At 69.1% G+C, this 13120-nt stretch carries 11 protein-coding genes; 6 read left to right on the top strand and 5 right to left on the bottom strand.

Translation table 11 applies throughout. The features are described 5' to 3' along the window. The first annotated feature begins 70 nt into the window (after positions 1-70). The gene (eda, locus tag AB6A69_RS01295; protein ID WP_371054844.1) at positions 71-709 is read left to right on the top strand and encodes a bifunctional 4-hydroxy-2-oxoglutarate aldolase/2-dehydro-3-deoxy-phosphogluconate aldolase; all 639 of its coding nucleotides are present in this window, start codon (positions 71-73) and stop codon (positions 707-709) included. Here the strand turns inward: eda and AB6A69_RS01290 are convergent. Both AB6A69_RS01290 and AB6A69_RS01285 read right to left on the bottom strand, forming a co-directional pair. Next, positions 706-984, bottom strand: a complete 279-nt coding sequence (locus AB6A69_RS01290; protein WP_371036533.1) for a hypothetical protein — start codon at positions 982-984, stop codon at positions 706-708. The two genes, eda and AB6A69_RS01290, sit on opposite strands and share 4 nt — an antisense overlap. Beyond that, entirely contained in the window at positions 981-3770 is a 2790-nt protein-coding gene (locus AB6A69_RS01285) for a bifunctional [glutamine synthetase] adenylyltransferase/[glutamine synthetase]-adenylyl-L-tyrosine phosphorylase (RefSeq protein ID WP_371059333.1), read from the bottom strand. The genes AB6A69_RS01290 and AB6A69_RS01285 overlap by 4 nt, the downstream gene beginning before the upstream one ends. A 127-nt stretch (positions 3771-3897) precedes the next feature. On the opposite strand from AB6A69_RS01285, the gene AB6A69_RS01280 reads away from it, so the two are divergent. From AB6A69_RS01280 to AB6A69_RS01265, 4 genes are all read left to right on the top strand, one after another. Next, a complete protein-coding gene (locus AB6A69_RS01280; protein WP_371059332.1) occupies positions 3898-4380 on the top strand; it encodes a YbaK/EbsC family protein in 483 nt (160 codons plus the stop codon). Between the two features lie 97 nt (positions 4381-4477). Beyond that, positions 4478-4918, top strand: coding sequence for a DUF2852 domain-containing protein (locus AB6A69_RS01275; protein ID WP_371059331.1), 441 nt, complete (start codon positions 4478-4480; stop codon positions 4916-4918). A gap of 59 nt (positions 4919-4977) precedes the next feature. Continuing rightward, a complete protein-coding gene (locus AB6A69_RS01270) occupies positions 4978-5424 on the top strand; it encodes an RDD family protein (RefSeq protein ID WP_371059330.1) in 447 nt (148 codons plus the stop codon). 72 nt (positions 5425-5496) lie between these two features. Then, the gene (locus tag AB6A69_RS01265) at positions 5497-6324 is read left to right on the top strand and encodes an arginyltransferase (protein ID WP_371059329.1); all 828 of its coding nucleotides are present in this window, start codon (positions 5497-5499) and stop codon (positions 6322-6324) included. A gap of 75 nt (positions 6325-6399) precedes the next feature. On the opposite strand, the gene AB6A69_RS01260 is transcribed toward AB6A69_RS01265, so the two are convergent. The 3 genes from AB6A69_RS01260 to AB6A69_RS01250 all read right to left on the bottom strand — a co-directional run bounded on the left by AB6A69_RS01260 (position 6400) and on the right by AB6A69_RS01250 (position 10852). Then, positions 6400-8757, bottom strand: coding sequence for a TRAP transporter large permease subunit (locus AB6A69_RS01260; protein ID WP_371059328.1), 2358 nt, complete (start codon positions 8755-8757; stop codon positions 6400-6402). A 3-nt stretch (positions 8758-8760) separates the two neighbouring features. Next, positions 8761-9666, bottom strand: coding sequence for a TRAP transporter small permease subunit (locus AB6A69_RS01255; protein WP_371054839.1), 906 nt, complete (start codon positions 9664-9666; stop codon positions 8761-8763). Between the two features lie 103 nt (positions 9667-9769). Continuing rightward, positions 9770-10852: a TRAP transporter substrate-binding protein gene (locus tag AB6A69_RS01250; RefSeq protein WP_371059327.1), complete on the bottom strand. Its 1083-nt coding sequence runs from the start codon at positions 10850-10852 to the stop codon at positions 9770-9772. Between the two features lie 440 nt (positions 10853-11292). Between AB6A69_RS01250 and AB6A69_RS01245 the strand changes: the two genes are divergently transcribed. Further along, positions 11293-13050 carry an acetolactate synthase 3 large subunit gene (locus tag AB6A69_RS01245; RefSeq protein WP_371059326.1) on the top strand — a complete coding sequence of 586 codons (1758 nt, stop codon included), beginning with the start codon at positions 11293-11295 and terminating at the stop codon, positions 13048-13050. The last annotated feature ends 70 nt before the right edge of the window (positions 13051-13120 follow it).

Raw genomic sequence — 13120 nt, 5'->3', positions numbered from 1 at the left:
GGCGCTGCCCCCGCCGCGCCTTCGGCGCGACTCCCCCGGAGTATTTCCGCCAAGAAGAAGGAGCCGGGCCATGACGGACGACCGCGCGCGTTCGAAAGACATCGCCGCGCTTTGCGCCCGAGCGCCGGTGATCCCGGTGCTCGTCGTGACGGACGCGCGGACCGCGCGTCCGCTCGCCCGGGCGCTGGTGGCGGGGGGGCTTCCCGTGCTCGAGGTGACGCTTCGCACGCCGGCGGCGCTCGACGCGATCGCCGAGATCACGGCGGTTCCGGGGGCCGCGGTGGGCGCGGGCACGCTGCTGTCACCGGGCGACGTGGCCGCGGCGCGGGCGGCGGGCGCGGTCTTCGGGGTCTCGCCCGGGGCGACGGACAGGCTGCTCGACGCCTGCGAGGACGCGGGCCTGCCGCTGCTTCCGGGCGCGGCCACGGCGAGCGAGGCGATGGCGCTTCTGGAGCGGGGCTATTCGGTGCAGAAATTCTTCCCCGCCGATGCCGCCGGGGGCACGGCTGCGCTGCGCGCGCTGGCCGGCCCGCTGCCGCAGGTCGGCTGGTGTCCCACGGGCGGGATCACGGCCGGGACCGCGCGCGACTATCTTTCCCTGCCCAACGTGGTTTGCGTGGGCGGAAGCTGGCTGGCCCCGGCCGCCCGGGTCGCGGCGGAGGATTGGGCCGGGATCGAGGTGCTGGCCCGGGCGGCCGCGACGCTCTAGCCCGCTCCGCCACGGTCGCGCCCGCGCCAGCCCCCGCGCCGGCGCGGGGGCGCGGCCGCGTCCCGCCCCTCGGTCAGCACACGGGTCATCGGGTGGTCCGGCGCGCCATCGCCGTGCCGCGCCAGGAGTTCGGCCAGCAGCGCGCGCGGGTCGGCCTCCATCGGCACGCCGAGCGCCCAGTCCAGGAAGATCGAGCGGCACTCTTCATAGGTGATGCCCTCGATGCGGTAGGCCTCCCGGACAAGGCCCTTCGGGTCGGCGGAATCTCGTGTCATCGGTCTTTCTCCGTGTCCGCGGGCAGGTGCGCGTCGATCACGGCCGCGGCCCGCTCCGTCACCTCGCCGAGGCGGCCGGAGAGTGCCTCGAGCCCCTCGATCCCCGTCAGGCGCGCGAGCAGCGCCGCGCCGCCCTCGCCGATGCGGTCATCGGCGAGCGGCCCCTCGCTCAGCAGCTTGGACGCGATCTGCACCTGCCAGCAGAGCGTCCAGGCCTCTTCCAGCGTTTCGGCGCCCGCCCCGTCGAGCCAGCCCGCGGCGACCGCGGCGGCAAGCCCGTCACGGGGCACGCGGGACGGCTCGTCCCCGATCAGCGCGCCGGCCTGGGCGACGAGTTCCACGTCCTGCAGCCGCCCCGGGCCGATCTTGGCGTCCCAGGGGCCCTCGGGGGACTTGGCCTCGGCGATGCGTGCGCGCATTCGCGCGGCCTCGCGCAGCACGGTGTCGCGGTCCTCGCGGCCCAGAAGGCTCTCGCGGAACGCCTCCACCTCTTCGGAGAGCGCCGCGTCCCCCGCCACGGCCCGCGCCCGCGTGAGCGCGAGATGTTCCCAGACCCACGCCTCCTCGCGCTGGTAGGACCGGAAGCTCTGCCAGCTCGTGGCCACGGGGCCCTGCTTGCCCGAGGGGCGCAGGCGCATGTCCACCTCGTAGAGCCGGCCCTCGGCGGTCTGGGCGCTCACCGCGGTCACGAGCGCCTGGGTAAGGCGCGCGTAGTAGGCGCGCGCGGAGAGCGGGCGGCGGCCCTCGGACTGCTCCACCCCGTCGGCGTCGTAGATCACGATGAGGTCGAGATCCGAGGTGGGCGCCATGCGCGCGGCGCCGAGCGAGCCCATGCCGAGCACCATCGCGCCGCGTCCGGGCGGGGCCCCGTGCTTGGCCGCGAACTGCTCCACGACCGCGGGCCAGAGCGCGCGCAGGGCGGCCTCGGCCAGAGCGGCATAGTGCTGCCCGGCCTCGACGCAGCCCGCCTGCCCGCGCAGAAGATGCACGCCCACGCGGAAATGCACCTCATGCGCCCAGCGGCGGGCGGCATCGAGCTTGCGCTCGTAGTCGTCCTCGCGCGCGAGGCGGGTCGCGAGATCGCGGCTCAGCTCCTCCACGCCCGGGATCGGCGCGAAGAAGTCGCCGGCGATCACCGCGTCGAAGACCCCGGCATGGCGCGAAAGGTGACGCGCCAGCGCCGGCGCGGTGCCCGCAATGTCCACCAGCAGGTCGATCAGATGCGGGTTGGCCTCGAACAGCGAGAAAAGCTGCACCCCCGCCGGCAGCCCCGCGAGGAAGCCGTCGAAGGCGGCCAGCGCCTCCTCGGGCCGCGCGGTGCGCGCGAGGCGACCGAGGATTTCGGGGCGGAGCCGCTCGAAGATGGCCATGGCGCGATCGGATCGCAGCGCCGGGTAGCTCGGCCAGCGCGCCGTGACGCTGGCGTCGATCTCGGGCGTGTCCGCGTCGGCGGCCGGGGGCGCGGCGTCGGGCGCGAAGAACCCCTCGGTCAGTTCGTGCACCTCCGTCAGCCGCTCGGTCAGGTCGCGGCGAAGCGCCTGCGCCTCCTGCCCCATCAGGGCGGCGAGCCGGTCGAAGCCCGCGTCCGAGCGCGGCAGCGCGTGGGTCTGGGCGTCGTGGATCATCTGCACCCGGTGCTCCACCTCGCGGTGGGCGCGGTAGTGGCGCGCCAGCGTCCGGGCCACCTCGTCCGGCACCCAGCCCTTCGCGGCCAGCACCTCGAGTCCGGCCACGGTGCCGCGCACCCTGAGGGCCGGGTCGCGCCCGCCGGCGATGATCTGGCGCGTCTGGGTGAAGAACTCGATCTCGCGGATGCCGCCCCGGCCGAGCTTCATGTCGTGGCCGGGCAGCGTGATCGGCCCGTTGAGGCCCTTGTGCTCGCGGATGCGCAGCCGCATCGCATGGGCGTCCTCGATGGCGGCGAAGTCGAGGTGGCGGCGCCAGACGAAGGGCCTGAGCGTCTCGAGAAACCTTTCGCCCGCGTCGAGGTCGCCCGCGGCGGGGCGGGCCTTGACGTAGGCCGCACGCTCCCACGTGCGCCCGAGACTCTCGTAATAGGTCTCGGCCGCGGCCATGCTCAGCACCACGGGCGTCACCGACGGGTCGGGGCGAAGCCGCAGGTCGGTGCGGAAGACGTAGCCCTCGGCGGTGTTGTCCGACAGCGTTCGCGTCATCGCCCGGACGGCGCGCACCAGCGCGGCGCGCGCCTCCATCACGTCGTCTTCCGGGTAGCGGGTCTCGTCGAAAAGGCAGACCAGGTCGATGTCGGAGGAATAGTTCAGCTCGTGCGCCCCCATCTTGCCCATGGCGAGCGCGACGAGGCCCCCCGCCGTCGGGACGGCGTCCTCGTCCTGTCCGGGCAGCTTGCCTCGGCGGATCTCGCGGCCCACCGCGGCCTCCATCGCGCGCTGGCAGGCGAGATCGGCGAAATCGGTAAGCGTTCCGGTGACCTTTTCCAGCGGCCAGACCCCCGCGAGATCCGCAAGCGCCAAGAGAAGCGCCACGCGCCGCTTGCCTTGTCGAAGCGCGTCCGAGAGCGTGTCGGGCGGCGTCTCTCCGAGATCGTCGAAAACGTCCGCGAGCGCCGCTTCGGGATCTTCGAACGCGGCGGGAAGCCAACCGGCCTCCTTCTCGATCAGGTCCTTGAGATAGGGGCTGCACCCCCCCACCCCTTCGAGCAACCGGGCGAGATCGCCCTCGGCCCCGGGGCAGGCGGCCCGGGCCTCGGCGCCGCGCTCGGGCTCATGGGCATGGGGCAGACGGGTGATGCGGTTCGCGAAACTCATGTGGCGGAGATGGCCACGGCCCGCGCGCGGGGTCAATCGCCTGCGGCGCGTCGCGGCGGGGACGGGCCGCCGTTTCGCGCCGTCCGGGGCTGGGCTAGCATGGCACGGGGCCAACCGGAGGAAATCCATGAGTCGAAGCCTGAAACGCGTGCGCGCGGCGCTGGAGGCTGCGGGCCTCGCGGCGGAGATCCGCGAGCCGGGCGAGACGCGCACCGCCGAGCAGGCGGCCCAAGCCGCGGGCTGCGCGCTCGACCAGATCGTCAAATCGATCATGTTCCGCGGCGAGGACAGCGGCGAGGCGCTGCTGTTTCTCACCGCGGGCGGGAACCGGGTGGACGCGTCGAAGGCGGCCGCGCTCGCCGGGGAGCCGCTGGGCAAGGCGGACGCGGCGCTGATCCGCGCGCAGACCGGTTTCGCGATCGGCGGCGTTGCGCCGGTGGGCCATCTCACCCCGCCGCGCGCCTGGCTCGACCGCCGGCTCATGGACTTCGACGAGGTCTGGGCCGCCGCGGGCACCCCGCGTCATGTCTTCGCGCTGGACCCGGCGGACCTGCCGCGGATTTCCGGCGCGCAACCCGCTGATTTCACGGCCCAACGCGAAAAAATGTAAAAATCTTTCACATCTCCCCTTGCGACCGGGCGGCGCGGTTCCGATCTTGCCTCATGTGAAAGACATTCACATCGTGACACGACGCATGGAGACGCACATGACATCCGCCGCAACCGACTGGACCCGCGCCCGTCCGGGGCACTGGTTTTCCCGTGCCGAAGCCTGGCTCGACTCGCAGGGAAAGGGCGCCTGGATCGCCGCCATGGTCCTGGGCTTCATCCTGTTCTGGCCTCTGGGCCTTGCACTTCTTGCCTACATGATCTGGAGCAAACGCCTTTTCGGGGGCTCCTGCCGTAACGAAAACGGCGCGCGGGCCGGCCTCGACGCCATGACGCCCTCGGGCAACTCCGCCTTCGACGCCTACAAGGCCGACACCCTGCGGCGCCTCGAGGAGGAGCAGAAAAGCTTTCACGAGTTCCTCCAGCGCCTGCGCGAGGCCCGGGACAAGGCCGAATTCGACCAGTTCATGGAAGAGCGCGCCCGCGCCGCCCGGACGGCACCGGACGACACGGACGGCGCTGGCTCCCGCGATCTCTGATCATCTCCCGACCGCCCCGGCCATTGCGCGCCGGGGCGGCGCCATGCGAAGGAACCGCCATGCATCTCGACGGCCTCACGCCCTTTCCCGACCCCGAGCGCCAGCCGGAATTCTACGCGGGCGTGCCCGCCAAGCGCCTTTTCGCATGGGTCGTGGACATGCTCCTCATCGTCCTGCTGTCGCTGCTGGTGGTGCCGTTCACGGCCTTCACGGGCATCTTCTTCTTTCCCTTCCTGATGCTCGTCGTCGGCTTCTTCTACCGCGTGGCAACGCTTGCGGGCGGCTCGGCCACCTGGGGGATGCGCCTCATGGCGATCGAGATCCGCGACGCGCGGGGGCTGAGGCTCGATGTGTCCGCCGCGTTCCTGCACACGCTGGGATATACCGTCTCCATCGCGGTCTTCCCGCTTCAGATCGTGTCCATCGTGCTCATGCTCGTCAGCACCTACCAGCAGGGGCTGACCGATCACGTCATGGGAACCGTGGCGCTGAACCTGCGGGCCTGAACAGTCCCGAAACGGGCTTGGCGCGTCGCGGACGGGTTGCTATCGTTTCCCGAATTTCTAGGTGGAAGCGTGATGCGCCATACCCTGCCCATAGCGCCGCAATTCTACGTGACGGCACCGCAACCCTGCCCCTATCTCGAAGGGCGGATGGAGCGTAAACTCTTCACCGCGCTGCAGGGCGAGGGGGCGGAGCGGCTGAACGACACCCTGTCCAAACAGGGCTTCCGGCGGTCACAGAACGTGCTTTACCGGCCCTCCTGTTCGGAGTGCTCGGCCTGCCTGTCCGCACGGATCGACGTCTCGCGCTTCAGCCCCTCGAAAAGCCAGCGCCGCACGATAAAGAACAACGCCTGCCTCTCGCGCCGGGCGACATCGCCGTGGGCCACCGAGGAGCAGTACGCGCTCTTCCGGCGCTATCTCGACAGCCGGCACGCCGATGGCGGCATGGCGGACATGGACGTGTTCGAATTCGCCGCCATGATCGAGGAGACGCCGGTCCGCTCCCGCGTCGTGGAATACAGCGATCGCGGCACCGGGGAGCTAGTGGCCGTATGCCTGACGGACGTTCTCGATGACGGGCTGAGCATGGTCTATTCCTTCTATGCGCCCGACCGCCCGAAGGCGTCGCTCGGCACATACATCATCCTCGATCACGTGCAGATCGCGCGCGAGGCAGGGCTTCCCTACGTCTATCTGGGCTATTGGGTGCCCGGCAGCCCGAAGATGGGCTACAAGGCCCGCTTCTCCGGGCTGGAGGTGCACAGGCGCGGCCAGTGGGAGCGGATGCGCGACCCGCAGGACTACAGCGCCGAACTGCACCCGCTGTCCACCGACCCGATCGCGGAGCAGGTGGCGAACCTGTCGCTGCCCGGCGCGCGCCCCGCCGCCCGCAAGGGCTGACATCCACCGCCATCGCGAGACATCTTCGCCGTTAGCACAGGCGGCGCGCGCGGGCGAACGCGCGCGCCGCGACCCTCAGTTCGGGATCAGGTCCGGAACGATCGTCACGATGCCGGGGAACCAGAACAGGATCGCCAGGCCGATCACCTGGATCAGCACAAAGGGCAGCACGCCCTGGTAGATCTGGGTTGTCGTCACCTCGCGCGGCGCCACGCCCCTGAGATAGAAGAGGGCGAAGCCGAAAGGCGGCGTCAGGAACGAGGTCTGCAGGTTCACGGCGATCATGATCGTCACCCATTTCGGGTCGAAGCTGCCGCCATAGATCACCGGCCCCACGATCGGAACGACGATGTAGATGATCTCGAGGAAGTCGAGCACGAAGCCCAGGATGAAGAGCACGAGCATGACGATCAGGAAGACCTTGATCTCGTTGTCGAAGCTCTTGAGGAAATCCTGGATGTAGTGCTCTCCGCCGAAGGAGATCAGCACGAGGTTCAGAAGCTGCGAGCCGATCAGGATGGTGAAGACCATCGACGTGACCTTGGCGGTTTCGCGCACCACCGGCGTCAGCACGCCGCCGGCGAACAGCACCCAGCAGGCATAAAGCAGGCCGAAGAGCGCGTAGAGATAGGCCGCCTGCGCCACGGCATAGGCCAGCCACGTCTCGATCCCCGCCGTCGAGGTCGTGACCCGAAGGTCGAAGTTCACGCCCACGAGGATCATGATGACGAGCGCGAAGGTCGACCAGATGATGATCCGGCCCGACTTCTCCTGGTCCGCGAGCTTGCGGTAGGCCGCCAGCATGATCGCCCCTGCCGCGCCGAGCGCGGCCGCCGGCGTCGGGTTGGTGATCCCGCCCAGGATCGACCCCAGCACCGCGATGATCAGAATGAGCGGCGGGAACACCACGCGCAGGAGGTCGTTGGTGGCCAGCCGCGCGAAGGCGTGCCGCACGCCGTAAAGCGTCAGCAGCAGCGGCAGCGCCAGCCACAGGAAGCTCGCCCCGGGCGAACTGAGCGGCGAGATCGCCACGATATCCGCCAGAAGGGCGAGCACGATGCCCGCCGCGCCGATGACGAGCGGCAGCGGATCGGCCGAGGGCGCCACCCCCCGCGCCAGAGCGAGAATGAGCGCGAGCACCAGGAAACCGACGGCGATGCCGGTGCCGATCGGCGCGGCGTTGGCGATATTCTCCTCGAGGCGCTGCTGATACTCTTCCTCGGTGAAGGCGTGCTGCTCCTCCACGCCGCCCGCCGCCTCGATCGCCTCCTGCTGTGCGATGGCTTCGTCCCAGGCCTCCTGCCCGTGCAGCTCGATCATGGAGGCCTTGCACTGGTCGGACACGTTGGTGCGCAGCGACGCCATCTCGCCGCGCTCGGAGAAGCCGCCGGGATCCACGTTCTGGCCGCCGACGAGACCGACCTGCCCGGCAAGGACCACGCCGAGGATCAGCGCGGCCGGCACGCCGGCGAACCAGGTCCACCGCTCGCCCGGGGTGGTCACCTCACCGACGGTGCCTTCGAGGGAGGGGACCGCCGGCGCCTTGGACGGATTGAAGACCGCGTAGCCGAAGGCGTAGGCCGCGTAGAGGCCCGCCAGCAGGATCCCCGGCAATAGCGCCGCCTGGAAGAGCGTGCCCACCGAGACCACCGCCGCCTCGCCAAGATAGGTGAGCGCGTCGGTGCAGCCGGCAAGCTGGGCGCGCTGTTCCTGCGCGGCGGAGTAGATGTCGCCGGTCAGCGTGCCGAGAAGGACGATCACGATCGAGGGCGGAATGATCTGCCCGAGCGTGCCCGAGGCCGCGATCACGCCGGTGGAAAGCTGCGGCGAATAACCCGCGCGCAGCATGGTCGGAAGCGCCAGCAGGCCCATCGTCACCACGGTGGCCCCGACGATCCCCGTGGAGGCGGCGAGAAACGCGCCCACGACCACGATGGACACCGCCAGCCCGCCCGGCAGCGGGCCGAACACCCGCGCCATGGTGGTCAGGAGATCCTCGGCGATGCGCGACCGCTCGAGCGTGATGCCCATCATCACGAACATCAGCACGGCGAGCAGCGTCTCGATGGACTGGCCCGCGAGCACCCGCTCGTTGATGCGGTTCACGATGAAGGAGATGTTGCGATCCAGCGCCGTTTCCCAGCCCTGCGGGAAGACGGGCGTCTCGACGCGCGGCAGTTCGGGGTATCGGAATATGTTGATGTTCGCCGGCCTCGCGCCGTCGCTCACCAGCGCCTGATACGCGGCCGAGCCGGTGTCGATCGCCTGATGTATGAGCAGCCCCGCGCTGTCGAGCGCCGCGATGATCGCGAAGGAGATCACGCCCGCCCCTCCGATGGCGAAGGCCACCGGGAACCCCGACAGGATGCCGGCGAACAGGCACAGGAAGACGATGATCAGGCCGATCTCGACCCCATCTAGACCGAACAGCATGGGTCAGGTGGCTCCCGAATGGATTTCGTGCTGGCGCTCTTCGGCCGCGTCGCCGAGAACGTCGCGGTCGACGTGCTTGCCCTCGCTTTCAGGGCCCTCGCGCATCTCGCAGACGGCGCGCCAGAACACCGCCATGGCGTGCAGAAGGACGAGCCCGGCGAACAGCACGAGCAGGATCTTGAAAAGGAAATAGGCGGAAAAGCCCTGCGGCGCGAAACCCGTCGTCTCGACGTTCCAGCGCAGCACTCGGGCGCGCATCATCATCCGGTCGATCTCGTCCGAGGCGGACGGCGCGGGCACGACGAGGTGCCGCCACATGAAGAACCAGCCGTAAAGCCAGATCAGGATCGCCATCGGCGCCATGAAGACCAGCGCGCCGAACATGTCCACGGCCTTGCGAACGCGGTGCGAGAACTGCGCGTAGAGGATGTCCACCCGCACATGGCCGCCCTGCACGAAGGTGTAGGAGACGCAGAGCGACACGATCATAGCGTTGTAGAGCTTCAGCCCCTCGGACCACCAGCTCACGTCGAAGGTGGCCACGGAGCCCACGCCGACGGAGAGTTGCGACAGCGCGAAGATGCGCTGCGTGAACACCACCATGACCTGTTGCAGCACCATGATGAGGCCGACCCACGCCGCGATGCGCCCCACCGTGTTCGCGAACCCCTCGAGGCCGGTCACGACGCCCCATAGGAAGTTCCGGCGCCACAGCCCGACGATCGTGATGATCGCGAAGACGTTGAAGACGACAAAGAAGAACTCGACGGAGGCGCCGTAATAGATCACCCGCATCATCGCCTCGGGATCCGACCAGTTCAGCCAGAGCCCGGGATGGGTGACGGCATAGCCGAAATTGTAGAACGCCATCAGGACGTTCTGGAAAAACCAGCCGAGCGCGTCGAGCATCGCTCCCCCCTGCTCCGCGTTCTATCGCGGATCGCTTCTTGTCTCCGTCGAACGCCGCCCCCCGCGCGCGGCGGGGGGCGGCAGAGCCCGGATCCGGGCGGCGTTACGCGTTCACGCGGTTGCGCTGGCGCATGTATTCGCCGTCGGCCTGCTCGTACCAGCTGGAGGATTCTTCCATGCTGGCGAAGTAGCTGTCGGCCACCGCCTTGTAGATCGGGTCGCCCATGTTCTCCTCGCGGACCTCGGCCGAGGCGCGGCCGAACGCGTCCCAGACGTCGTCCGGGAACTGGCGAACCTGGACGCCCTGGCTTTGCAGGCGGGCGAGCGCCGCGCCGTTCTCGGCCAGCGAGAGCGAGAGGTTGCGGCTGTAGACGGCCTCGGTGGCGGTCTGGATGATCTGCTGCTGCGCGGGCGTCAGGTCGTTGAAGACATCGAGGTTCACCGCGAGGCTCAGCGCCGAGCCCGGCTCGTGGAAGCCGGCGGCGTAATAGATGTTGGTGATCTCCTGGAAGCCCAGCCGCTCGTCCGCGAAGGGACCGATCCACTCCGCGCCGTCGATAGCGCCCGAGGCCAGCGCCTGGTAGATCTCGCCGCCGGGGATGTTCTGCACGCTCGCGCCGAGACGTCCGAGCACCTGGCCGCCCTGCCCCGGCATGCGGAAGCGCAGCCCCTGCAGGTCGTCGGCCGACGTGATTTCCTTGTTGAACCAGCCGCCGGGCTGCATCGCCGTCTGGCCCGACAGGAACGACTTCAGGTTGAAGAGCTCCGACAGCTCGTTGTGAAGCTCGTGGCCGCCACGGTGGTAGTACCAGTTGGCAAGCTCCTGCGCGGTCATCCCGAACGGCACGGCCGTGAAGAAGGCGTAGGCCGGGTGCTGGTTCAGGAAGTAGTAGTCGGCCGAGTGGTACATGTCGGCCTGGCCTGCGGACACCGCGTCGAACACCTCGAACGCGCCGACGAGGCTGCCGGCGGGGCGCTTGTCGATGGTCAGCTGGCCGTCCGTCATGGCCGTGATGTAATCGGCGGCAAGCTGCGCGGCGTCATCGAAGATGGCGAAGCCTTCGGGCACCGACGTCACCATGGTGAGTGTGCGGTTTCCTTGCGCGTAAAGGGGCGCGGCCAGGCTCGACGCGGCAGCGGCGGCGCCGCCGACGGCGCCGGCACGGATGAAAGAACGGCGATCCATTGGTCTGGTTTCCTCCCAAGTTTGGCGGTCCGTCCCCGGCGCTGCCGAAGCGGACCCTCGTTGACCGTGGGCGGACACTAGCGATGGCGCCCCTGCTTTGGAACAGGAAAAATGCGCGGCGAGGCCCGTTTGCCGACTGTTTCTTGCGCACCCGCTCGCGCGCCCTCGCGCCACCCGTCAGAAAGAATATTGCGCAAGCTTGCCCCGGTGCGACATTTTCTCCGGAATGTGCCAGTCGCCGGTTGACGCGACTTTCTGCACATGCATATCTCCCGGAACGCAGGAGGAAAGTATGACTCGTCTTATCGTAATCGTGGAAAATTGGCGCATGGGCCGGTAACGGAACCCCAGACCGGATGTCATGCGCCCCCGAACGAAAGGACGGGGGCTTTTTTGTGCGATGCGAGAGGCGGCGACGCGGCTTTGAAGGAGACACGCCGATGACACGGCAGATGACCGGAGCGAAAATGGTGGTTCAGGCGCTGAAGGATCAGGGCGTGGACACGGTATTCGGCTATCCCGGGGGCGCGGTGCTACCGATCTACGACGAGATCTTCCAGCAGAACGACATCCGCCACATCCTGGTGCGCCACGAGCAGGGCGCGGTCCATGCCGCGGAAGGCTATGCGCGCTCGACGGGCAAGCCCGGCGTCGTTCTCGTGACCTCGGGTCCCGGCGCCACGAATTCCGTGACCGGGATCACCGACGCGCTGATGGATTCGATCCCGATCGTCGTGCTGACGGGCCAGGTGCCCACCTTCCTGATCGGCTCGGACGCCTTTCAGGAGGCCGACACGGTGGGCATCACCCGCGCCTGTACCAAGCACAACTGGCTGGTGAAGGATCCCGCGCGGCTTTCGGGCACGATCCACGAGGCGTTCCACGTCGCCACCTCGGGCCGGCCCGGGCCGGTCCTCGTGGACATCCCCAAGGACGTGCAGTTCGCCACCGACAGCTACACGCCGCCGTCGAAGGCCCGGGTGAGCCACTACCAGCCGCAGGTGAAGGGCGATGCCGAGGGGATCGCCGACCTCGTCGCCGCGATCGAGACCGCCGAGCGGCCGATCTTCTACACCGGGGGTGGCGTCATCAACTCCGGCCCCCGGGCGAGCCGGCTGCTGCGGGAGCTCGTGGATGCCACGGGCTTTCCCGTCACCTCGACGCTGATGGGCCTCGGCGCCTACCCGGCGAGCGGCGCGAACTGGCTCGGCATGCTGGGGATGCACGGCCTCTACGAGGCCAACCTCGCGATGCATGGCTGCGATCTGATGATCAACCTCGGCGCGCGGTTCGACGACCGGATCACCGGCCGGATCGACGCCTTCTCGCCGAATTCCCGCAAGGCGCATGTCGATATCGATCCGTCCTCCATCAACAAGGTGGTCAAGACCGACTTTCCCATCGTGGGCGACATCGGCCATGTCCTCGAGGACGTGCTGGAACTCTGGAAGGCGCGCGGCGGCAAGGTGAACCGCGAGGGCCTCGCCAAGTGGTGGAAGCGGATCGAACAGTGGCGCAAGGTCGACTGCCTGGCGTTCAAGCCCGCCCCGAAGACCATCAAGCCGCAGCACGCGCTGGCGCGGCTCGAGGCGCTCACGAAGGATCACCCGGACCGCTACATCTGCACCGAGGTCGGCCAGCACCAGATGTGGGCCGCGCAGTATATCGGTTTCGAGGATCCGAACCGCTGGATGACGTCCGGCGGCCTCGGCACCATGGGCTACGGCACCCCCGCCTCGATCGGCGTGCAGGTGGCCCATCCCGACGCGCTGGTCATCAACGTCGCGGGCGAGGCGAGCTGGCTGATGAACATGCAGGAGATGGGCACCGCGGTGCAGTACCGCCTGCCGGTCAAGCAGTTCATCCTCAACAACGAGCGGCTCGGCATGGTGCGCCAGTGGCAGGAGCTTCTGCACGGCGAGCGCTACTCGCACAGCTGGTCCGAGGCGCTGCCCGATTTCGTCAAGCTTGCCGAGGCCTTCGGCTGCAAGGGCATCCAGTGCGCCGATCCCGCCCAGCTCGACGACGCGATCCAGGAGATGCTGGATTACGACGGCCCGGTGATCTTCGACTGCCTCGTCGAGAAGCACGAGAACTGCTTCCCGATGATCCCGTCGGGCAAGGCGCACAACGAGATGCTGCTCGGCGAGGCGGAGACGCAGGGCGCGATCGACGCGAAGGGCTCGGTGCTGGTCTGAGGCGCCGGAGGGGGGGGGGGGGGGGGGGGGGGGGGGGGGGGGGGGGGGGGGGGGGGGGGGGGGGGGGGGG

Source organism: Rhodosalinus sp. 5P4 (assembly GCF_041365695.1).
Taxonomy (GTDB): domain Bacteria; phylum Pseudomonadota; class Alphaproteobacteria; order Rhodobacterales; family Rhodobacteraceae; genus Rhodosalinus.
Note: the sequence above shows the minus strand (reverse complement) of the source record. Positions and strands in the feature narration are given on the sequence as shown.

Coding starts and splice junctions, on each gene's coding strand:
- AB6A69_RS01255 (WP_371054839.1), bottom strand. CDS start 9,666: ATGCTCGACGCGCTCGGCTGGTTTTTCCAGAACGTCCTGATGGCGTTC.
- AB6A69_RS01270 (WP_371059330.1), top strand. CDS start 4,978: ATGCATCTCGACGGCCTCACGCCCTTTCCCGACCCCGAGCGCCAGCCG.
- AB6A69_RS01280 (WP_371059332.1), top strand. CDS start 3,898: ATGAGTCGAAGCCTGAAACGCGTGCGCGCGGCGCTGGAGGCTGCGGGC.
- AB6A69_RS01250 (WP_371059327.1), bottom strand. CDS start 10,852: ATGGATCGCCGTTCTTTCATCCGTGCCGGCGCCGTCGGCGGCGCCGCC.
- AB6A69_RS01245 (WP_371059326.1), top strand. CDS start 11,293: ATGACACGGCAGATGACCGGAGCGAAAATGGTGGTTCAGGCGCTGAAG.
- AB6A69_RS01285 (WP_371059333.1), bottom strand. CDS start 3,770: ATGAGTTTCGCGAACCGCATCACCCGTCTGCCCCATGCCCATGAGCCC.
- AB6A69_RS01265 (WP_371059329.1), top strand. CDS start 5,497: ATGCGCCATACCCTGCCCATAGCGCCGCAATTCTACGTGACGGCACCG.
- AB6A69_RS01275 (WP_371059331.1), top strand. CDS start 4,478: ATGACATCCGCCGCAACCGACTGGACCCGCGCCCGTCCGGGGCACTGG.
- eda (WP_371054844.1), top strand. CDS start 71: ATGACGGACGACCGCGCGCGTTCGAAAGACATCGCCGCGCTTTGCGCC.
- AB6A69_RS01260 (WP_371059328.1), bottom strand. CDS start 8,757: ATGCTGTTCGGTCTAGATGGGGTCGAGATCGGCCTGATCATCGTCTTC.
- AB6A69_RS01290 (WP_371036533.1), bottom strand. CDS start 984: ATGACACGAGATTCCGCCGACCCGAAGGGCCTTGTCCGGGAGGCCTAC.